Source organism: Extibacter muris, assembly GCF_004345005.1.
GTDB lineage: Bacteria > Bacillota > Clostridia > Lachnospirales > Lachnospiraceae > Extibacter > Extibacter muris.
Window position 1 is genome coordinate 174,328 of sequence record NZ_SMMX01000003.1, and the last position, 21,163, is coordinate 195,490.

The following is a 21,163-nucleotide window of genomic DNA, read 5'->3' on the forward strand; positions in this document are numbered from 1 at the left end:
CCCGGAACAAGGCTTTGATCCTGTCCCGTCTTCTTCCACAGAAAAGGAAGAGAGCGCTGGACGATGGATCCATCTTAAGCTGGTCTTCGATAACGGCGCAGAGCCCGTCAATGGATTTCCGCATATCTGTGTAGCCGCAGACGATGTAGATCTTTTCGAGCCCGGAAATGTCACCTAACATGAGAGCTCCTGGAGCAGGCGGAATGCCCTGGCCAGCAGGACAGGGTCTGCATCATTGCTGATGCGGACTGTGATATCCTTCATAGCAACTTCAATCGTATGTGAATTGTCAAGGTACGATTTTTTGCATCTGTGATGCTGTATGTCGTTCCGAAATGTAATCCGGAACAATGTCAATAGGGACCACGTCCTGTTTCGGGCGGGGAACCGGGGGATGACCATAATTCGCTGCTGGAATCTGATTCGCTGCCGCTTTCCGGCATCGGCTGACCCAGTTATAAAAGGTGCTTACTGCAATGTCGTTCTCACGGCACCAGTCAGCATCTGACATGCCGCTCTGGCGGCATTCATTGATAAGCCGGGTTTGTTCCCTCATCGGAACACGGGCTTTGCGAGTACTAGCCATAACCTATCCTCCGTAATTGTAGTGAAATAGTCTAAATATCTTTCGACTACAATTATACGGGAAATCTTTGGATTAGGAAATCCGCAGGAATATTTGGCGCTTACCTTTGAAAAGTGCTTATCCCTCTTTCCGCACCATATCTGTACAGCAAGGTGTGATTTGTTAAGTTGAAACCGAAAAAAGTGAAAAAATTTTGGGTGCAAAAAAGCCCGTACAAAACATATAGTCTGTACGAGCCTATTAAAGTGATATTTTATTGTATATCTTTTCCTTCAAGCCTAATTGTATCTGCTATCTCTGCGGTATTTCATCATAAGAGATTGATAGACAGCTCCGTTGTCACGGAACACAAAGCTGCAGAACTCCTGAAGCTGTTCTTTAGGATAAAGGTCAAATGGAAGTTCAAAAAGTTTTCTCTCTACTATTTCTTTGATATAAGGTAAATCTGAAATATAAGCACACCCCGTTTCAATCTTCATATCCTCAAAAATATCTCTATCCATAAAATCCTCTACATTCTTTATATGTTCTTGCGTGATTTTCTTACTATGAATACGCCAGCCAGCAGACCAAGAGATACAAACATCAGTATAGCCCATGTTGTCATATTCGTTCGATCACCAGTCTTAGGAGTATCAGCTGTTATCTGCTTATCTGTACTTGTTGGTTTCTTATCTATATCCGTTGCTGATGGTTTCTCGTTATCGTCTGTCGTTGGTTTTTGTGTATCTTTTTCTCTGACAGTAACGGTAATCATTTTTGTAGAAGAAGCTCCTTTACTATCTGTAACCTTGTATGTTACTGTATATGTTCCTGCCCTTGAGGTATCTACATCATTACTTAATACTTCAACTTTCTTTGTAATATCGCCGTCCTCTTTATCCGAAGCGGTAACATCTTTCAATGGGTCGAATTTATCGCCTATGAACAAAGTCTTATCCTCTGCCTTGATTGTAGGAACTGAATTTAATTCTTCCATTTTTGGATTGACCGTCAATGTAACTTCAATATCTGTTACAATATTGTAATTCATCGTATCCTTTGGCGTGTATGTCGCTTTGAATGTCCTCGTTCCAACACTACCAACAGAAGTCGTTTGAGCGTCCTGCCATGCAAAGCCCTCTGGAAGTATTACGTCTGCAAGGGTCTGTCCGACGGTTGCTGTCAAGTTGGTTGGTACTTCATAAGTCGGCATTGCCTTGCTGATTGTAAACTCTTTCCAGTCAGTTTCTGCACTCTTATAAGTATCATTTTCTGCAACAATAGCTTTCACTTGATATGTGCCAGCATTTATTGGAGCAGAAGTAATATCATTCCAGTCATTTCCACCTTTTGCTTGATAAGCAAATGCTACATTCCCTGCACCCTCTGTTACGATATAATCATTTTCTGATAACGATACAGCAATACCATCATAGAGTTTGTTCAAATTCAAGTCGTCTTTGAAAGAAATTTTACTGTCAGCTTTTTCAACCCATTTAGCCTGATAAGTATGACCAGTATTATCCGACTTATTTATTGGGTTGTATAGTATGTCAATTTCTTCCCACCCATCAAAAGTGTATCCAGATTTTATAGGAGATGCATATTCATCAAGAGAAAATACAGTATCCTCTGGAAAAATCCCCCCATCTGTAATAAGAAATATGTGGCTATATCCACTATTTGTATTTTTATTACTAGGGGTGCCACCAATGTTAACAACTTGCTCTTTATTAGAGACATATACAACAGCAGAACTATTGCCTGTGCGGGTAGCGAAAGAGCTAGAAACAAAGGTTGTTGGGATATTTTCGGTCATGTTAAAAATGACTTTATTTCCAAAGTTGGATAACCCATACTTTCCAATACTGTTTAAAGTTTTAGGTAGTCTAATGTAGCCTGCTAAATTACATTCGTTAAAGCCAAATTGTTTGATTCCTGTTAACGTGTCGGGCAAGGAGAGGCTTGTATTTGTGTTCCAATTTTTAACATTCTTAAATGTTTGGTCTCCTACACTAGTAATCCCCTCAGAAATAATTACCTTGCTGACATCGCTTTGATTCCATGGTTGGTTGCCTACTACCACATCTCCGCAAGTAGATATTTCCCCAAATCCAGAAAAAGTCAAGGTATCACCCTCAATATTGTATTCAGTCAGTCCGATTACCCGAATGGTGTAATCGCCTTGTGGCTTGTTTATATAATATTCCGTAAAATCAGTATTTCCAGCACGGCAATCCGCTACCCAGTTACCATCAACATCAAAAGCAGCGCATGCAAGAACTGTATTCTGAATATTGTCAGCATAAGTAACTGTTAAAGAAACTTTTGCGTCTTTGGAAACAGTTATTTGCTGGGCATTATCTGTATTTGTAAATTTAATCTCATTGATAATATCGCTATATTTGCTAAAACTATCAGAGTCAATTGTTACAGTAACATTATCACTATTATCAGACTGTGTCACAATCTCTGTGCCGAAACTATTATCCAGATTAACAGAAGCAATATCACGGTTCAGTTTCATAGGTTCACTCTCTGATTTTGTGTTCACACCATCTTTGCCTGTAATGTCTGTATCTTTGGTGTCGTCCTTTATTGCACCAGTTGTATCATCTGTTGTATCAGTGCCGTCTATCATGTCTGTCGTATAGTCGGTTATATTTTCTTGCTCTATGCTATCATCATTTTCCTGTGCGAAAACGAAAGCAAGATTAGATTGAATACCAAAGACCATACATAAGATAAGCATGCAGGCTAGAATGCTTTTATATTTTTTTCGCTTCATCTTTTTTCTCCTTTTTTGATTATTCATTTTTGTGGAGATTTTGAACCAGACAAAGTAAATCCTGCATTCTCATGAACCACTGTTTTTCTGGTTTTCTCTCCCGATTTCTCATTACAAGAAATTTTCGTTTTGCCTTTATCTCGTTCTCAACCTCCCCTCATTGTAGATTATGATATTCACATCAGGATAAAAGGATAGAATGGTAGAAGTATACACGGCACAAAAAGCAGACTTTTTGTGCCGTGTGTGCTATCATTTAGTATAGGATAAATTTGGATAAAAACAGCGGTTTTAAACTTAAATCAGTACAAAAAACTTAAGTTTAGAAGTGGCGTAGAAAGTCTACTTTTTATGCCTTTTGTTGTTGGTAACGGGCTATCCACCTCGCAAATGTTGTGTGATGGGTATTTAGTCGTCGTCCACCCTCACGCATACTTATTTCCCCAGTTTCCCACAGTTGATAGATTTCTTCAAATTTCTCTGGGAAATCATGTTTGGGTCGACCAAATTGCACGCCTTTTTCCTTTGCGATACGTATTCCTTCTGCCTGTCTTTGTTTCGTATTTTCTCTTTCAATCTGGGCGACATAGGAAAGTATCTGCAATACCAAATCTGCTATAAATTTTCCTGTAACGCCATTCACTTGATTTCTGGTATCAAGCAGAGGGAAATCCAACACAATTAGGTCAATGTCTTTTACTCTTGTTAGATAACGCCATTGTTCTAGTATTTCATCATAATCACGCCCCAGACGGTCTATGGACTTAATATAAAGCTCGTCGCCTGCTTTCAGCTTTTTTACCAGCCTTTGATAATTCTTGCGTATAAAATCCTTTCCTGATTGTTTATCAATATACATCTGTTTCTTTGTCAGTCCAATTTCCTGCATGGCTTCGACCTGCCTTGCAATATTCTGGTCTTTGCTTGAAACTCGGATATATGCGTATTTCGCCATAATAAATTCCTCCTTTGTTATTATCCACAAAGGAGATTATAATCAAGGTAGTAGGATAGAAGATGAATGAATAGCAAAGGACAGCGTGCAGATTTAGAAAAATGCACGCTGTTATAAATCTATCCTATAATCTTCCAGTTGCTATCTTTATGTAACACTAATTCAAACTGTGATACCTGCGTTGCCTTTGTCTGATTGTCTATGATTTTCACGGCAACCTTGACTTTCACATTGTCCCCGTCAGTCGTAAATATGGGATTGACTAATTCAGAATAGAGATAGTCCCTGCCGATAGGTTCAAGCACATTGCCAGCTACATAGTAGGCAAGTTCTTATTCTGTCGCTGTCGGGTACAGCTTAAAGAATGTTTCCAAAAAAGCCGTAGCGTCATTCATGGTATCAGCGTCCACGCTTGTGTCTGCTTCTTGTGCCTTTGGTTCATAATCAGATTTCTCAATCGCTGGTGCAAGGGTCGGGTTCTGAACGATTACCATATTTCCGTTCTTATCCACATGGACTTTGACGGTATAGGTCGCCTTGACATTCGTTGTCTGTTCTCCCTCTTTTATCTGTTGATCTACTTCGTAGGTAGCGAAAAAAATCGTCCGTTCCAGACTGTTCTATATCCCAAATCAGCACATTAGAAACAGTGGAGCTGGTCGGTATATCCGTTCTTATGGTATCAAGGTTCAAGTCCTGCAATTCTTTTGTCAGATAGTTACTGATTGCCTGCGTCCTTGCTTCGATAGCTTCTTTGCTGTTGCCCCATGTGTAGTAGGACTTACAGAAGTTCTTGACGAAATTTTCAATCCCGTTGGTGTCGTTAAGCCTTAGCTGAATGGTTTCTGTTTCATGTACCGTGTGCATATCAATAGCGGTAATATCGATAGTGATAGGTAACTTTTTGATTTTATCTCCAAGTTTTCCCCCACTTCACACCGTGCATGATAGTTTCCTATCACACGGCGTTCCCTCAATGGTAGTCGTTTTAATCTAACTCATTATTTCCAACCATAACTCTATACTGATTGATTTTGTTTAGTTGTGCTTTGTCTGGTTTTACTATTTTCAAATATTTTTCTGTGGTTTCCTTAGCAGAGGAATGTATAAGAATATGTATTTCATTTGTTACATATATCAGGTTTTTATACTCGTCTGAACCACCTTTGAGTTTAGGTTTTACATGGTGCAAGTCCATATTTCCGATTTTCAATTCCTTTCCCGTAATCTTGCATTTTCCTCTTTGTGCTACATATACAGAAATTCGATTGTCATTAAGTTCAGTTGTTCCTTGTAGGGGTGATGTCTGCTCCATGAGATAATGAATAATTCTCATGTTCATTTGTAATCTTTTATGTATTGCATTTCTTCCCTCAACCGTATATCTGGTACACTCTTTTGAAATCATTTTTGGCTCTCTGAATTTAATTCCTGCAATAGGAAATAGGACAGTACCTGCTATGAATATCTTTTTATATCCATATTCCTTATAAAATTTCTGATATGTTTGTGTTATAGTTCCATTCTTACTGCGAATGTGTTTGGTTCGACAAAGCAGGCTCTTGTTGACTATATAGGCAATCTCTACGAAATCATAATTTACCATAGTTGACATACTGTAATAGTTCTGTAATCCTAATACCATAGAATTGTACTTGTTTACAGCTTCTCTCGTTGGTTTTTTCTGAATTGTTTTGATTTGTTCTTTGAGTTTTTCTGTCGCAAGTTTCTTAGCCTTGTCCCTCATGTGGCTTCTGTTTGTGTACTTTCCAGCTTTACCCTTTTTAACCTTTAGCTTTAGTCCTAGAAATTCTGAATAATTCTTACGAATATTCGTGATTTTTGATTTTTCTGGGCTGATTTCTAAATGTAATCGTTCATTCAGCCACTTTTTGGTAGCCATGAAGATTTTCTGTGCTGTATCACAATCTTTACACATGATTTTGAAATCATCAGCGTAACGAACAATTTTAATTTCCTTTAGCTGTGTTTCCTTTAACGCAAGTAACTTGCTTCTTTGATGTTTGTATGGATAGTTCGTAGGGTGGTTGTCCCATTGGCTTGCTATCCACCAGTCAAGTTCATTTAATACCACATTTGCCAGCAGGGGAGACAGTATTCCCCCTTGCGGAGTACCTTTACTGGGAACTCCGACATTTTTAATTTGAGCTTTTAACATTCTCGATATTATGGAAATCAGTTTTTTATCTCTAATGCCTAACGTCCATAATTGCTTTAACAGTTTTCCATGATTAACATTATCGAAAAATCCTTTTATATCTATATCCACAACATAATGAAATCCACTATGTGCAAGGTGATAGAAGCGAGCAATAGCATGAGATGTACTTTTATCTGGGCGAAATCCGTATGAGTGTTCATAGAATTTAGCTTCTAATATCGGCTCTAATATTTGTCTGATACATTGCTGTATTAGTCTATCCTCAATGGTTGGTATTCCGAGAGGTCGTGTTTTTCCATTTGGTTTTGGAATTTCTACTCGTTTAACTGCATGGGGAATATAATTTTTAAGCCTTATTTTTACATACTCTGTCAATAACTCTGGACTGGTTTCCGCTAATTTAGATATGGTATTACTATTAGTACCAGCCGTTTTGCTTCCTTTGTTTGTTTTGATTGTTCGATATGCAAGCATTACATTTCGCTTATCTGTTATTAGTTCAACAAGGTTAGTAAACTTACAGTTTTCTTTTCCTAGTTGATACAGTTTGTCTTGAATGTCTTGTGTATCGTAGTATTCATTGAACCTTAAAGCCTTTTTCTTCTGCGTTTTGGTTGTCATTAGTCGGCGTTGTACCTCCTTTGGAGTAACTGCCTATTTTAGTCATACTCGAACCTAATTATTTTTAATGAATTGATTTTTTTAACTGCCATTGACTAGTGGCTATCCCTCCACGATTTGTTATCATCGCTTCATAGGTACTGTGCCACCACTTTCACTGAAATTAACCCAAGTTATATTTCTTTAGAAATTTTCCTTGTGAACACTTCATTTACCGATAAGGGTATCCGTGTTTTCAGCTTACGACGTTCCGATAATCTTATCCTTACATATATACTTTTAGGTAACATGATGTATTGCCATATGACACTTGTGACAGACAACTATGGTTTTGCGCCGTTTGGCTATCATTACTTGTTCCCACTTTGTTTTACCTTTCAAATTTTTACCTTTATTGACATGATGGATTTCATATTTATCACTGTCGATACATCCACATACTTCACAAATCTTTGCCTTTAGACGGCTTTCAAATGTTGTAGTATTATGAGAATGGTTCTTTGCCTGCTGGGGGATAATGTCAGTAAATCTTTTCCCTTTACAGTCACTGTATTTTGCGAAATACATTCTTTTCTGCCCTTTTTTTGTTTGGTAAGGGATTCCCCATTCGCCTGTACCGTCTTTATACTTTCCTCTTACTTTGGAAATTTTAGAACGGTGTTTGTTGGCTAATGTTTTCAAACAGCTATACTCCATTAGATAATTGAAGTAAATCAGTTTATTGAAGTTGCCGTATCGGGTGTAGTCGGTGTTTCTGGTGTTTCTGATGTTTTTGGTTTCTCTGGTTCTTCGGGAACTTCTGGTATTTCCTTGATTGTTACCGTCTGTCCCTCGTCCGTGGTATCCTTATGCTCCGTAACCTTTTTTTGGTTCGTCTGGGTTGGATAAATCGTATAATTCTTCAAAGGTTACAAGCTGTTTACCGCCAAGCTCGGAAGCGTCAAAGTAAAGGCAATCTGTACTTCCATGTTTTCACTGTCAGCGGTAAAGGTATAGTCATTTTCTACACGCTTGTCATTGATGATAAGCTCTGCATTTTCTTCTTGTAACATCTGCCAGCCCTTTAACTGATACTTTGTGCCTTTCACAAGTCCGTCTAACTTGACCGTATCAATGATTGTTATGTCCTTACCTGCGACAATCACTTTTTCGCCGTCCTTGCTGGTCTTGCCCTCGTTGGTGTTGTGCTTGTGGGAAGCCCAGTTAGAAGATGTAGAAAACTGTCCGTTGTCGTCGGTTACGACAATGTGGCTTTCGCCCGTCGTCTTGCTTGTGATCCTGAACGGAACATCAGCAAGACGCTTGTGCGCACCTGCTCCAATCTTCACACCCTCTAAGTCGCCACGTTTAATCTGGTTATAGATAGAGTGAGCTTCATCAGTTAAATCAACGATTTTTCCATTCTCTGTGATTGAAAACTCAATCGCTTTCGCACCGTCAATCAGATAGCCCTCTGGTGCTTCGCTTTCTTCAAGACGGTATTTCCCGTGTGGTAACAAGTCAGCCGAAGTAGAAGCCACACCCTCTATGTTGGTATGGATTGTCTTTACGACTTCATTTTTCTTGTATAGCTTGTCCTCAACCAATACGGCATTATCATTTAAGGAAATGATTTCAAAGGCTGTATCTTTCAAGGCTGCTCCGCCTTGTGCTTTAGTATCTTTGGTTTCTAAATCACGTTTTTGGATTTTGACACCGCCACGGATAACCTTATCTGATACGGAAAACCGATTGCTTCCACTCAATACGGCAAGTACGCCTGTGCATAATCGTTTCAATATCTTTTTCATAATTTTTAACGCTCCTTTCATTTTGGGTAAAAAAATAGACGCTCATTTTTGAACGTCTACAATTTGAAAGGCTTGTCCTTTCACACATATTTAATTTTTAAATAGGTACAACAGTTGCCTTTCTTAATTTAGTAAATGTAGTTTCTTACTTGCACTATCAACAACCGCCATGTGGGGCGTGCAGATTACATTTTTGCACGCGAGTATCTCCGCATCCTTCGTCAGAGGCTCCGCCTCGAAAGCGTCCAGAGCCGCACCCGCAATCGTGCCGTTTTTCAATGCCCGGCACAATGCATCCGTATCTATGATGGAACCTCTGGCACAGTTGATTATGTATGCGTCATCTTTCATCCTGTCGAATGCCTCTGCTTCCATTTCATCCGGATATAAATCGCACGCAATCACTTCTGCATCAAACTGCATCAGCTTCTCTGCTACCAGCCTTGCAATTGCTCCAAATCCAAGCAGTCCGAGCGTCTTGCCCTTTATCTCATGCCCGACACCGGGGCGGAAACATATGAAGCATACAAGAATGTCAGCATGTGCACGGCAAAGGGAGTGATTGACGTACTGGAAGGCAAGGAACCAGAATACTGCACGAACCGGTAGAGGGCTGTCTGCTTTTGCATACAGTTCCCTCCGGTTTATACAGAGAAACTGCCGTTTAAAGCACAAAATCTGACATTTCAGGCAAAAGCTATTGATGTATTCCTTTTTTCTTATATGATATAAGTATATATAAAAGCTGTCCGGCCGGAAGACGAGAGTATGAGAAAATGAGAAAAGAGGAATGAAAGTGGAAAAGAAGAAAAGATTTTCAATATCACTCACGACACAGATATTGATTGCCACGATCGGTGGCATCATATTCGGTGCGCTGGTCGGGCCGTGGGCCTCCAATATAAAGTTCATAGGCGACATATTCATACGTCTTATCCAGATGTCCGTCATCCTGCTTGTCATGTCTGCCGTAGCGGCAGCCGTAGGAAGTGGTGATGGACAGGATGTAGGGAAGATGGGATTCCATACATTCAAGTGGATCATATTGTTTACAGTCATTTCAGCCGGATTGGGCATGGCATTGTCCATGCTGATCCAGCCCGGCGTGGGTATACAGATAGCAAATGCGGAAGAGATAGCGAATGCCACCGTCGAATCGACATCCCTCCAGGATACGGTGTTAGGGTTCGTGTCTACCAATATCATCGGCTCCATGGCGGACAGCGCCATGGTACCGTGTATCGTATTTGCACTGTTCTTCGGTGTGGCCATGGGAGCCTATACACGCCAGAGCGGTAACCGCAATATGGCAGACTGGGTGACCGGCCTGAATGCGATTATCACCAATATCATCAAGACAGTCATGCATATCGCCCCGATAGGTATCTTCTGTCTGCTGGCAGATGTAGCAGGCTCTACCGGCTTCAAGGTCATCATACCGATGCTCAAGTTCCTCGGTGTGCTGTTTATAGGAGATGTGATTCAGTTCCTTATCTATGGACCGCTGACCGCCACGCTGTGCAAGGTGAATCCGGCGAAGATGCCGAAGAAGTTCGCCAAGATGTCTATGATGGCCGTGACGACCACGTCCGGCGCCATCTGTCTTCCGACCAAGATGGAAGACGCGGTGACTAAGTTTGGAGTCAGCCGCAAGGTTGCAGACTTTACGGGACCGATTACGATGTCCATGAACAGCTGCGGCGCTGCCATGTGCTATGTAGTCGCCATCTTCTTCATGGCCCAGTCCACGGGCGTGGACCTTACCGTCTATCAGTTGGGCATGGCGATACTGCTATCCTGCCTCATGTGCATGGGTACGATAGTCGTTCCCGGAGGCTCGGTCATCGTCTATACGTTCCTCGCGTCATCACTGGGACTGCCGCTTGAGAGCATTGCCATATTGATAGGAATCGACTGGTTCTCAGGCATGTTCCGGACGCTGATGAACGTAGACGTGGATGTCATGGTCGGGATGCTCGTTGCCAGCAAGCTCGGTGAGCTCGACCGGGACGTATACAACGGTGTTAAGGAAGTTACATATTAAAATTTGTTTATCTCATATACGACGTACGCAGAAAAATCATACAAAGCTTTAGCAGGCCCTCGGCATATCCTTGCGATGTGCCGGGGGCCTGTGTTATGATGGGATACAGGAAGGGATGCCGGAGAAGGCATCCGATATAGGTCCTGAGGGCCGGAAAGAGAGCGTCGTATATGCAGTCAGATAATTTGATATTCCAGCTCATACTGAATATTGGCCTTCTGGTTCTCGTGGCAAATCTGCTTTCCAAACTTAAAATCATCCAGAATATTATCCAGCAGGAACGCCGCAGCTTCAAAAGCCAGGTACTCCTGGCCCTCGTGTTCGGCGGCATCATCATCCTGTCTACATATACGAGCATAGATATCGGTTCATATAACCTGAATACGCGTGTGATTGGTGCCATGACTTCCGGCATTCTAGGGGGGCCGATTGTAGGCTTGTATGCTTCTCTTATCGGGGCGGTGTACGTCTACTTTTTCTCAGAACCTCAGATGTTTGCCATGGCATCCGCATTTTCCACGGTACTGTTCGGGCTGCTCGGGGGAGGATTCTACCCTTATTTCCAGAGAGGAAAATGGAAATACAGGGATCTCTTCCTTCTCGCCTGCTTTGCGGAATTCTGTGACATGATAGCCCTTCTGCGGCTGGCAAGCCCTTTTGAAGATGCATTGAGTACGGTTCTGGAGATAGCGGTCCCAATGATCGTATTGAACTCCATCGGTATCCTCATATTCATATCCAGCTTTAACAATGTATTTATCCAGCAGGACATCGAAAGCAGCCGCCAGCTCCAGCAGGCGTCGGAACTGACGCAGAAGTGCCTGCCGCTGCTGCGTTACGGGATAAGCAAGGGGGACAATATGCATGAGCTGGCATCCGCGATATTGAGGGAGACGGACTGGATGGGGGTCATGATTACGGACAGGACGGACATCCTGGAATGGCAGCAGGAGGGAATCGAGTATCAGCCGGACCTGACAAGCATACCAAGAGTCGGCAAATATGCCCTGCAGACCGGCGGCCTGTCCACGATGTACAATGTGCCAAGAAGCAGCTCATGGTACGAGTGGATGAAGGAGTATTCCATGGCTGCGGCGCCCTTTGTCATAAAAGGGAAATCTGTCGGGTGTCTGATCGTATGGATGAAGAAGAGATGGGTCTTCCGTAAAAGTGAGCTGGAACTTCTGCAGCATCTTGTCACGCTTGGTTCATTCCAGATTGCCATGGCCGAGCTGGAGCACCAGGAAATCATGCGGCAGCAGGCGGAGCTCAAGGCGCTTCAGTTCCAGGTCAATCCCCATTTCCTCTTCAATGCGTTGAATACGATATCGTGCGTGTGCAGGGAGAATGCCGGACGTGCCAGGGAACTTCTCGTGATTCTTGCCAACTACTTCCGTTATAATCTTGCCGGGGGCGCTGACATGGTGCCCATGGAGGAAGAAATCAACCATGTGAAAGATTACCTTGAACTGGAAAAGGGCAGGTTTGAGGACAAGCTGACTGTGACGTATGACGTGCCCGAGCAGATGGATATCATGATTCCGACGCTAATACTGCAGCCGGTTGTTGAAAACGCTGTAAAATATGGGATAAACCGGGAAGGAAAACGGATTGTAAATATAAGTGTGCGGGAGGCGGAAGAGGGGTATGCCGTGGAAATCAGCGACAAAGGAAAAGGGTTTCCTGCCGAAGTCGTGGAAAAGCTGGAAGAAGGCGGAACCGTCGGCAGCAGCATCGGCCTCAGCAACGTATACAAAAGGATGAAGAGCACGTATGGAGAAGATTGCGGAATCCATATAACAAGCTCCGGTGACGGAAGCTGCGTGCAGCTCTGTTTCAAGAAAGGAAGATAAGTATGGCGGTAAGGATAGCGGTGATAGATGACGAGAGGCCTGCTAGAAGCGAGCTGAGGCACCAGCTCAGGGAACTCGTGCCGGACGCGGTGATAGAAGAAGGCGATTCCGGCGCTGCGGCACTGGAACTTGCGGGTGCCGGGAAGTACGACATGTTTTTTCTCGATATCAACCTTGGGGATATAAACGGGACGGTTCTCGTCAATGCTCTGAAAAACATGCAGCAGGATGCAAAGATAATCTTTGTCACGGCTTATTCCGAATATGCGGTGACCGCATTTGAACTCGGTGTGGAGGATTATATCCTGAAGCCCTACGACAAAGGAAGGCTCAAAAAAGTGCTGGAGAGGATACAGGTACAGCGTCCGTCCGCCGGCCATCAGGGACAGGCAGTAAAGCCACGTCCCGGCAAGATTGCAATCAGCAATGAGGGAAAGACGATATTTGAAGATATAGATGACATCATCTATATCGAGACACATAACAGAGGATGCATGATACATACAGCTGAAAATGGATACTATGATGGGAAAAGTATCGGGGAATTTGAAAAGCGTCTGGAAGGGGACCGATTCTTCCGCTGCCATAAAAGCTATCTGATCAATCTGGATAAAGTACGGGAAGTGTTTCCGTGGGGGAACAACAGCTTCGGGCTTAAGATGCAGGGGGGTGAACAGGAGGTTCTGCCGGTCGGCCGTGAGAAGACGAAGGTGCTGCGCCAGCTGCTTGGGTGGTAAGATTGCAGAAATGTATTTACATATATATGGTACAAATATTGCTTTAAGCTTCCTGGATCGTTGTATCAACGAGGAAGATATGCTATTCTTCATTCATGGAGTAATCGTGTACAGGGTGGTGGCCTCCCAGCTTGCAGAAGAAGGGAGGTGGTGCAAATGAGTACATATGAAGCAATATCATTAATGATATCGTTTGGAATGTTAATCTTAGCACTGCTTGCCTATATAGATAGGAATAACAAGTGTAAATAAAAACTACCCTGTGACTTTGCCGGTTCAGGGTAGTTTATTACTTTGACAGGCTAACCACTTTGTGGGCGGTTACTCCTATTTCTATTTTCATTATAACATACTTTCTTTATTTGTAAAGGAAACTGTGTTTCCGGTACACGACAAACGCAGTGCATGGAACAGAAGAAGCTGACGATATCGGAAACGCATAAAGACATATCTGAATGCGTTTCCTTTTTATGTATTAGATCAGACAGGCTGGATATCATAAAAACCGACGCCGTCAGGCGCAAAGGCAATCGTACAGAAAGAAGGTCATCTCTTCCTGCTTCCCCTTAATTGTGAATGTCTCTTTTTCTTCCGCGGCCCGCTTCATGCCATGGCTCTCATAGAAGCCGTAATTGCAGCTCGTGTCCGTGTACAGGTAAAAACGCCTGATATCATTTCTTTTCATGTATGAGAGCATCTGTTCAAACAGCAGCGTTCCGATGTGCCTGCCCCTGTACTCGGAAGCAGCTGCGAAGAAGGCGACCTCGCCTTCATAGTCTTTGCGGCTTCGCTCAGACAATGCCTTGTCTATGCTGCTGACATTCCGGAAGATCCGGGCTGTCTGCCTGCCCTCCCGGGACAGGAAGAGGGAGAGGACAGAGAGGATCTGCCGAATGCGGCAGGCGAACGGACAACGGTGGCTCCGGCAGCTTTCCCCTCTATCTCTGCTACCTGTGTGTATGTCTGATTGACCAGGCAGCTGTGCAGGAATACTTTTGCAAGCTTTGCCGCTGTCTTTGGCGTGCAGAGTTCATCGTAGTGCCACGCTTCCCGGATAATGCCGGTGAGGCTGGCCTCGTCATCTTTTTGATATTTCCTCAGTATAATCTGCGTATTCATCTTATCTCCTTTTTATTTCTCTTTATTTGATTTATAATTATCTTAAAGTATACAGTAAGTGTAAAGTCAAGGAGGAAATCACATGCAGCCTGACGCGGGGAAGATTACGACAGCCCAGTTTGCGAAATTGCACGGAATCAATAAGAGGACGCTGCATTATTATGACATGCTGAAAGACCTGAACATGAGCATCGAGGAGATAAAGGCCTATGTGGACCACCCGGATGAAGAGGCTTTTCTTCAGATTGCAGATAACAAGCTTGCCGAGATCGACAGGGACATCAGGGTGCAGCGATGTGAAGAGGAATACTATTGTATCACACCGTTTTCCCATAGTGATGATGGCTTAGAAGGAATCTATGCCCACATTAAGGATGTGTGGAGCACCAGGCAGTACAGTATGGGAATCGGCAGCTACATTTCCGTTGACAACATTAAGCAGAAAGCATTCGACAGATACGAAGGGCTGTTCACTTATGCGCAGAAACGGACAGAGAAGGGCGTTATGGTAAGGCCAAAAGGGACATATCTGTGTGGCCTTATAAAAGGGACATGGGAGCATCTGCCCGAATTTTATGAAGAGCTGCTGCATTATGCGGATCAAAATAATCTGGAGCCCTTGGGATATGCCTATGAGATAGGGCTTAATGATTTTGTCATATCGGATATGGACGAATATATTACGCAGATTGCCATGCGTGTCACAGAGTCCTGACAGAGGGGCAACGGCAGGCTTATCCATTTCTGGATGAAAAGTAGATTGACAGGCCTGCGTATGGCTGACATACTGGAAATATGAAAAGATATGAGGTGAACAGGTATGGAATTTATAATAGCTTCTTATGAGCAAGTAGACAGGATGTGCGAGATTACGGACATGGCAAAGCGGCAGCTTAAGAATCTTGGGCTGGACCAGTGGCAGAAAGGTTATCCGTCCAGAGAAGTATGGATGGAAGATGCGAGGACAGGCTGCACTTATCTTGCCGTGGAAGGGGATGAGATCCTTGGCATCTTCGCCTTTCAGAAAGAGCCTGACCCGTCCTATGCCGTCATCGACGGCGAGTGGCTGACGGATGGCAGGTATGCGTCCATGCACAGGGTATGCGTATCTGACGCGTGTAAAGGAAGAGGCGTGGCGGGCAAGATGTTTGAACATGGCTTCAGGCTTGCCAGGGAAGCCGGGTTCCCGTCCGTACGGATCGATACCCATCCAGGTAATATGCCGATGCAGAGGGCGCTTGAGAAGTCCGGGTTCGTGAGGTGCGGAGAAATCGTCCTGGCAGAAGGGTGCGAGGCAGGGGATAAAAGGATAGCATTTGAACGGATACTGGAATAGCAGGTGCTGAAAGGAGGAAGCAGAATAGATGTTAAAAGCAGTATTTGTCGATTACACGGGCACGATCGTCAAAGAAGAGGGTCCGGATATCCAGGAAGTGATCAGCAGGACGTACAGGAACAGCGACATAGAAAGTCCCCAGGCCATGGTATCCTATTGGTGGAAGTTATTGAATGAATATGAGGAGAAGAGCTGTGGCAGCAGCTATATATCAGAGGATGATATAGTGGACGAGCTTCTGAACATATGCGAACGAGAGCTTCACCTGGAAGAGAATCTGGAAGAGCTGCATGCAGCCTTCCAGCGGTTCTGGATGTACGCGCCTGCATATGAGGATACGAAAGAATTTTTTGAGAACTGCCCGCTGCCTGTCTATATCATAAGCAACAATGCGGGGAAATATATTGAAGAGAGCATGAAAGACAAGGGGCTGCATCCGGCGGGCATCATAAGCAGTGATATGGCAAGGGCGTATAAGCCTCACAGGGCAGTGTTTGAAAAGGCACTGGAAGTAAGCGGATGCAGGGCGGACGAAGTAATACACATCGGGGATTCCGTATCTTCTGACGTAGAGGGGGCCATAGCCGCGGGCATAAGGCCGGTTCTCATAGACCGCGAAGGTACGAAAGCGGCGGAAGGGGTCCTGGCGGTGAAGTCCCTGACCGAAGTATTGCCGTTATTGGACAGCCAAAGCAGACAAGCAAAATAACCATATTCTGATAAGCAGGGAGGGAAGCGTTATGATTACAGACAGAATTGAGAAGATCAGACAGAACTATGTCAATGCCCGGCCGGCCATCTCGTGCGAGCGGGCTTACTTGTGGACGGAGTCCCACAAAAAGACAGAAGGCCGGCAAGTCGCCATTCGCAGGGCGCAGGCTTTTTATGACACCTGCGATAAGCTCGCAGTGCATATTTTTGACGGGGAACTTATCGTAGGGGCAGTCGGCGAGTTCCGAAAGTGTGGAATCCTGACGCCGGAGTTCTCCTGGCTCTGGGTGGATAAGGAGATGGACGGATTCGACAAGAGGCCCCAGGACCCGTATGTTATGACCGATGAGCAGAGAGCGTTCGTACGCGAGAATATCTTTCCCTACTGGAAGGATAAGTCGCTTGAGGAGGCTTTTCTGGCAAGAGTGCCGGAGGAGACATATAAGATTGGTGTAGATACAGGGGTGATCGACAATGATTCCAAATGGCGGCAGGCTGTCGGAGAGGTAACGCCGGATTATCAGGATGTACTCTTCGTAAAGGGGTTCGGCGGGATTATAAGGGAAGCAGAAGAGAAGATAGCAGAGCTTGACGAGACGGTACCTGACGAGATGGATAAGATTATATTCTACCGCTCTGTCATTCTTACGTCCAAAGGTATCATACGTTTTGCAAACCGATATGCCGACGAGGCAGAACGTATGGCGGCTGAGCAGGAAGATGGCAAGAGAAAAGAGGAATTGCTGCGCATAGCCGCCAACTGCCGGAAAGTGCCCGAATCTCCGCCGGAGACATTTTATGAGGCCATACAGTTCGTATGGTTTACCCAGATCGGCGGCATCTTGTCAGAGAATCCGCTGTCCCTGAATCCGGGACGCTTTGACCAGTATATGAATCCATATTATGAAGCAGACAGGGCCGGGGGGATTATAACCGAGGATCTGGCCCAGGAGCTTATAGAGGCGCTCTGGCTGAAGTATTCGGAATGGGTGTGGACCATATCGGCCAATACGGCGGATTACTTTGCAGGATATAACCAGTTCCAGAATCTTACCGTAGGCGGGAGGACGAGGGAAGGGCTGGATGCCACGAATGACATTACATATATGGCTTTGAAGGCGACGGAAGAAGTGAAGACGCACCAGCCTGGGTTAAGCGTCCGGATACATGCGGACTGCCCGGAGGAGTTCCTTGGTGCGGTGACGCATCTTGTGAGCAAGGGGACTGGTTTCCCGGCTATCCACAACGACAGCGTCGGCTACCAGATGCTCCTGAATGCCGGATATGAACCGGAGGATGCCAGGGACTGGAATAATTGTGGATGTGTCGTTCCTCATTACCGTAAGACCGGCGAGTGGACGGCTGCTGTAAATGTGAACTTCGGCTGCGCGCTGGAATATGCGCTGAACGAAGGAAAGAGCCGGATGACCGGGGAGAAGATGGGGCTTCCAGAGAAGCCTTGCAGAGACTTCGCCTCTTATGAAGAGGTAAAGGATGCGTTCTATAAGCAGTTTGAGAACCTATGCAGGCATTCCATCATTGCTACGGTAACAGCCCAGAAGCTGCATCAGGAGATGGTGCCGAGACCGTTTCTCTCCTCCTGCATCGAGGCGTGCCTGGAAGACGGGAAGGACTTGAGCAATGGCGGGGCCAAATATAACGTAGGTCCGGTTATCACAGGGATCGGCCTGGCTGTTGTGGCAAATTCCCTGGCGGTTATAAAGAGGCTCGTATATGAGGATAAGGTGACGACGATGGAGGAACTCGATGCGGCGCTGGCCGCCGACTGGGAAGGATACGAAGAGCTCAGGAAGAAAGCGCAGGCGGTTCCGAAGTACGGGAACGATGATGACTATGTAGACAAGATCGCCATAGAGATAGCAAACTGGTATTACCGGGAAATCCATCAATATAAAGACGTATTTGGATCCCCGTTCAATACTGCATTCATGGGAATCTCCAACTATATCCCGATGGGCCGCGTGCTCGGCGCGACCCCGTGCGGAAGAAAGAACGGGGAGCCGTCCAGCGAAGGGGTGTCGCCTTATGCGGGGAGTGATACGTCTACACCGCTGGCAGCCATGCGCTCCGCGGCAAAGGTGAACCAGGAGATTCATTCCGGAGGTACGCTACTGAACCTCAGGCTGAACCACGACCTGGTGGCTACGAAGAGAGGGCAGGCCAACCTGGGAGCGATGATTCAGTCCTTCTTTGCACTTGGCGCATTCCACGTGCAGTTTAACACCCTCTCGTCGAAGCTATTGAGAGAAGCACAGGCCAGGCCGGAAGAATACAAGGACCTGCTGGTCAGGGTGGCAGGATACAGCACACAGTTTGTCAATCTGTCCAAATCGATGCAGGACGCCATCATTGCGAGGACGGAACATGCTGAATTCTAGAAATGCCTGTTGGTATGGAGGTTGATATGGCCGGAGGTTATGTAATGAATATACAGGACTTCTCTGTCAATGACGGAGAAGGGATCCGGACGAACATATTTCTGGCGGGCTGTCCTCTTACGTGCGCCTGGTGCTCCAACCCGGAGGGCCAGACGCTTCAGAATGCCATGACGTCCTATATGACAGTGGAAGAAGTGACAGATAAGGTGAAGAAGCAGATGTTATTCTACCGCATGTCCGGTGGCGGCGTGACCTTTTCAGGAGGGGAGGCCACCGTGCAGCAGGAGTTCCTGCGCTGTCTTGCCGGCCGGCTGTATGACATGGGAATCTCCCTTGCCATAGAGACATGCGGGCAGTTTGCATTTGAAGAAGTGAGGGATATTCTTGGGAAGATGGATTTGATTTTTTATGATATCAAGCATATGGATGCCGGGAAGCACAGGACCTTTACGGGAATATCCAACGAGAAGATACTTTCTAACGTATCAAAGACGGCCAGGCTTGGCATCCCGCTCATCATAAGGGTGCCGGTCATCCATGGAGTGAATACGGATGGCGGCAATCTGGAAAGGACGTTTGCGTTCGTGAAAAAGGAAGCGCCCTTGGCAAAGCTGGAACTGCTTCCCTATCACACGTTCGGCGAGGGGAAATATGCAGAGCTTGGCATGCCGCTGCCGCCGGCCTCGTTCCAGACACCGTCCCAGGGAGAGATTGAAGCGTGGAATGAAGCGGCCCGCAAGGTTGGAATCGAGACGATATCCTATCGGTAGGCGGAAGGCAAGTCCAGAATATCTTGTTAAGAAGCGGAATATTTCTTTATTATGGATGGGACATCCGATACCGATACATTATGGAACAGCTTGTCCCCAATCTGTACATTAGGGGCTTTGGTGCAGTAGTGCATGCAATATACGGTTGTCAGAAGAAAGAGTCCGTCCCGGGTCACCTGTCCGGGGCGGATTTTCAGGATCCGCTGGAATTCCTTCAGCACATCCGTTCCCCCTTTGTTCTTGCACCGGTCGGAGATACATACTTTTATTTCATACCGGAAAGATTGCTCATGCAGATGGGGAAGGCTTTTGATGACCGCGCTGATATAGCCCGGATTGACACCTGCTATTTCCGCTACCGTTTCCCGGGCCTCCCGCGGTATGCAGCCCTCGGCTGCCTGCAGCTCAGTCAGCATGGCAATCACAAGCTCAGATTGGTTCATGCTTTTTTCCTCTCTGTAATAGTCGAATATGTCGTTCCATTCTTTTTTCAAGACAACGCCTCCTTCCTATATAAATGTATAGTATTTCCCATATTGCCGATTTCATGAGTATAATAGGAGTTTAGTGAAGCAGGACGCGGACTGGGAGCCGGGTGGCATCTGCTCCGATGCGTCCGAGGCTTCGACTATTTCACGTATCCCTAACCCTGCGGAATGTGCGCCGACAGCGGCTTACATCCCGCAGGATAAGGGCTACGGAAAGGATTCTCCGCCTCTTCCGCTTGCACCTGCGCATCTCCCACCCGGCTCCCCGCCCGCTATCTACTTTACTTAACAAGGGCAAGGCCGGCTGTGTGGCGTTACTGGCCAGCGAATGAACGCTGGCTGCGTCAGTTGAATGATAAGAGTTTTGTTAATCCAGATGAATCAGACTGGTGAATATGTCGTTGTTAAGTGATTGCAGCGAGGCGTGCACGCCGTTGCTGCAAGAAGAGCCAGAACCAGGCAGGGGATGTCATCTCAACATCCCCGTACCTGATTCCGGCTCTTCTTATATTAGGATTTCTTTTCGGCAAAGGGCTTTAGCTTGCTAAGCCCTATATCACTATGCTGATACACCAAAGCCCTTTCCATCAGCCAGCAACGCCACACTGCCACCCCCGCCCGTGCCAGTAAAGTAGATAGCCGATGGGGAGGTATGGGACAGATGCGCAGGTGTAAGCGGGAGGGACGGAGAATCCTCACCAGATTCCTTGGTTTGTGGGATGAGAGCCGCAATCGGCGAACATTCCACAAACTTAGGAATCTGTGTGATAGTCGCAGTTCCCGGACGCATCGAAGCATCTGC

23 protein-coding genes and 2 pseudogenes are annotated in these 21,163 nt (G+C 45.4%); 11 read left to right on the plus strand and 14 right to left on the minus strand.

Annotated elements, in window-relative coordinates; translation table 11 throughout:
- Nucleotides 1–13 precede the first annotated feature (13 nt).
- The 10 genes and pseudogenes from tnpB to E1963_RS04600 form a co-directional block, all read right to left on the minus strand.
- Nucleotides 14–181 (minus strand): annotated as a pseudogene (gene tnpB, locus E1963_RS21235) (IS66 family insertion sequence element accessory protein TnpB); the annotation flags it as partial.
- 108 nt (nucleotides 182–289) lie between these two features.
- Entirely contained in the window at nucleotides 290–586 is a 297-nt protein-coding gene (gene tnpA / locus E1963_RS04555; RefSeq protein WP_132275789.1) for an IS66 family insertion sequence element accessory protein TnpA, read from the minus strand.
- Between the two features lie 278 nt (nucleotides 587–864).
- Nucleotides 865–1,089, minus strand: a complete 225-nt coding sequence (locus E1963_RS04565; RefSeq protein ID WP_132275791.1) for a hypothetical protein — start codon at nucleotides 1,087–1,089, stop codon at nucleotides 865–867.
- A 17-nt stretch (nucleotides 1,090–1,106) separates the two neighbouring features.
- Nucleotides 1,107–3,356, minus strand: a complete 2,250-nt coding sequence (locus E1963_RS20115) for an immunoglobulin-like domain-containing protein (RefSeq protein ID WP_201271990.1) — start codon at nucleotides 3,354–3,356, stop codon at nucleotides 1,107–1,109.
- Between the two features lie 349 nt (nucleotides 3,357–3,705).
- Nucleotides 3,706–4,311 carry a recombinase family protein gene (locus tag E1963_RS04575; RefSeq protein ID WP_132275794.1) on the minus strand — a complete coding sequence of 202 codons (606 nt, stop codon included), beginning with the start codon at nucleotides 4,309–4,311 and terminating at the stop codon, nucleotides 3,706–3,708.
- 119 nt (nucleotides 4,312–4,430) lie between these two features.
- A pseudogene (locus tag E1963_RS04580) lies at nucleotides 4,431–5,220 on the minus strand (conjugal transfer protein).
- Nucleotides 5,221–5,299: 79 nt separating this feature from the next.
- A complete protein-coding gene (gene ltrA, locus E1963_RS04585; protein WP_132275797.1) occupies nucleotides 5,300–7,114 on the minus strand; it encodes a group II intron reverse transcriptase/maturase in 1,815 nt (604 codons plus the stop codon).
- A 279-nt stretch (nucleotides 7,115–7,393) separates the two neighbouring features.
- A complete protein-coding gene (locus E1963_RS04590; RefSeq protein ID WP_243117592.1) occupies nucleotides 7,394–7,795 on the minus strand; it encodes an HNH endonuclease in 402 nt (133 codons plus the stop codon).
- A 227-nt stretch (nucleotides 7,796–8,022) separates the two neighbouring features.
- Nucleotides 8,023–8,904: a SpaA isopeptide-forming pilin-related protein gene (locus E1963_RS04595; protein ID WP_330570692.1), complete on the minus strand. Its 882-nt coding sequence runs from the start codon at nucleotides 8,902–8,904 to the stop codon at nucleotides 8,023–8,025.
- Nucleotides 8,905–9,027: 123 nt separating this feature from the next.
- Nucleotides 9,028–9,579, minus strand: coding sequence for an NAD(P)-dependent oxidoreductase (locus E1963_RS04600; protein WP_243117566.1), 552 nt, complete (start codon nucleotides 9,577–9,579; stop codon nucleotides 9,028–9,030).
- A 115-nt stretch (nucleotides 9,580–9,694) separates the two neighbouring features.
- Between E1963_RS04600 and E1963_RS04610 the strand changes: the two genes are divergently transcribed.
- The 5 genes from E1963_RS04610 to E1963_RS20435 all read left to right on the plus strand — a co-directional run bounded on the left by E1963_RS04610 (nucleotide 9,695) and on the right by E1963_RS20435 (nucleotide 13,790).
- A complete protein-coding gene (locus E1963_RS04610) occupies nucleotides 9,695–10,948 on the plus strand; it encodes a dicarboxylate/amino acid:cation symporter (RefSeq protein WP_414655367.1) in 1,254 nt (417 codons plus the stop codon).
- Between the two features lie 170 nt (nucleotides 10,949–11,118).
- Nucleotides 11,119–12,801, plus strand: coding sequence for a LytS/YhcK type 5TM receptor domain-containing protein (locus E1963_RS04615; protein WP_243117567.1), 1,683 nt, complete (start codon nucleotides 11,119–11,121; stop codon nucleotides 12,799–12,801).
- 2 nt (nucleotides 12,802–12,803) lie between these two features.
- A complete protein-coding gene (locus E1963_RS04620; RefSeq protein WP_132275809.1) occupies nucleotides 12,804–13,538 on the plus strand; it encodes a LytR/AlgR family response regulator transcription factor in 735 nt (244 codons plus the stop codon).
- Nucleotides 13,528–13,698 (plus strand): hypothetical protein, encoded by a 171-nt coding sequence (locus E1963_RS19590; RefSeq protein ID WP_167482111.1) that lies wholly within the window; start codon nucleotides 13,528–13,530, stop codon nucleotides 13,696–13,698. The genes E1963_RS04620 and E1963_RS19590 overlap by 11 nt, the downstream gene beginning before the upstream one ends.
- A 23-nt stretch (nucleotides 13,699–13,721) precedes the next feature.
- Nucleotides 13,722–13,790 (plus strand): putative holin-like toxin, encoded by a 69-nt coding sequence (locus E1963_RS20435; protein ID WP_243117591.1) that lies wholly within the window; start codon nucleotides 13,722–13,724, stop codon nucleotides 13,788–13,790.
- A gap of 262 nt (nucleotides 13,791–14,052) precedes the next feature.
- Here the strand turns inward: E1963_RS20435 and E1963_RS20440 are convergent, their stop codons facing one another.
- Together E1963_RS20440 and E1963_RS20445 are read right to left on the minus strand one after the other, a co-directional pair.
- Complete coding sequence (locus E1963_RS20440; RefSeq protein ID WP_243117568.1) at nucleotides 14,053–14,337, minus strand: GNAT family N-acetyltransferase; 285 nt, start codon at nucleotides 14,335–14,337, stop codon at nucleotides 14,053–14,055.
- A gap of 8 nt (nucleotides 14,338–14,345) precedes the next feature.
- Nucleotides 14,346–14,657, minus strand: a complete 312-nt coding sequence (locus tag E1963_RS20445) for a hypothetical protein (RefSeq protein ID WP_243117569.1) — start codon at nucleotides 14,655–14,657, stop codon at nucleotides 14,346–14,348.
- A gap of 82 nt (nucleotides 14,658–14,739) precedes the next feature.
- On the opposite strand from E1963_RS20445, the gene E1963_RS04635 reads away from it, so the two are divergent.
- The 5 genes from E1963_RS04635 to E1963_RS04655 all read left to right on the plus strand — a co-directional run bounded on the left by E1963_RS04635 (nucleotide 14,740) and on the right by E1963_RS04655 (nucleotide 19,873).
- Nucleotides 14,740–15,372, plus strand: coding sequence for a MerR family transcriptional regulator (locus E1963_RS04635; RefSeq protein ID WP_132275815.1), 633 nt, complete (start codon nucleotides 14,740–14,742; stop codon nucleotides 15,370–15,372).
- A 105-nt stretch (nucleotides 15,373–15,477) separates the two neighbouring features.
- Nucleotides 15,478–15,993 carry a GNAT family N-acetyltransferase gene (locus E1963_RS04640; protein WP_132275818.1) on the plus strand — a complete coding sequence of 172 codons (516 nt, stop codon included), beginning with the start codon at nucleotides 15,478–15,480 and terminating at the stop codon, nucleotides 15,991–15,993.
- A 28-nt stretch (nucleotides 15,994–16,021) separates the two neighbouring features.
- Nucleotides 16,022–16,702 (plus strand): HAD family hydrolase, encoded by a 681-nt coding sequence (locus E1963_RS04645; protein WP_132275821.1) that lies wholly within the window; start codon nucleotides 16,022–16,024, stop codon nucleotides 16,700–16,702.
- A gap of 31 nt (nucleotides 16,703–16,733) precedes the next feature.
- A complete protein-coding gene (locus tag E1963_RS04650; protein WP_132275824.1) occupies nucleotides 16,734–19,103 on the plus strand; it encodes a glycyl radical protein in 2,370 nt (789 codons plus the stop codon).
- Nucleotides 19,104–19,117: 14 nt separating this feature from the next.
- Entirely contained in the window at nucleotides 19,118–19,873 is a 756-nt protein-coding gene (locus E1963_RS04655; protein WP_132275827.1) for a glycyl-radical enzyme activating protein, read from the plus strand.
- Between the two features lie 26 nt (nucleotides 19,874–19,899).
- Here E1963_RS04655 and E1963_RS04660 read toward each other — a convergent pair whose 3' ends face one another.
- Entirely contained in the window at nucleotides 19,900–20,367 is a 468-nt protein-coding gene (locus E1963_RS04660) for an NADH-quinone oxidoreductase subunit NuoE family protein (protein WP_243117570.1), read from the minus strand.
- Nucleotides 20,368–20,440: 73 nt separating this feature from the next.
- Between E1963_RS04660 and E1963_RS04665 the strand changes: the two genes are divergently transcribed.
- Nucleotides 20,441–20,650, plus strand: a complete 210-nt coding sequence (locus E1963_RS04665) for a hypothetical protein (RefSeq protein WP_132275830.1) — start codon at nucleotides 20,441–20,443, stop codon at nucleotides 20,648–20,650.
- A 270-nt stretch (nucleotides 20,651–20,920) separates the two neighbouring features.
- On the opposite strand, the gene E1963_RS04670 is transcribed toward E1963_RS04665, so the two are convergent.
- Entirely contained in the window at nucleotides 20,921–21,151 is a 231-nt protein-coding gene (locus E1963_RS04670) for a hypothetical protein (RefSeq protein WP_132275833.1), read from the minus strand.
- Nucleotides 21,152–21,163: the final 12 nt, after the last annotated feature.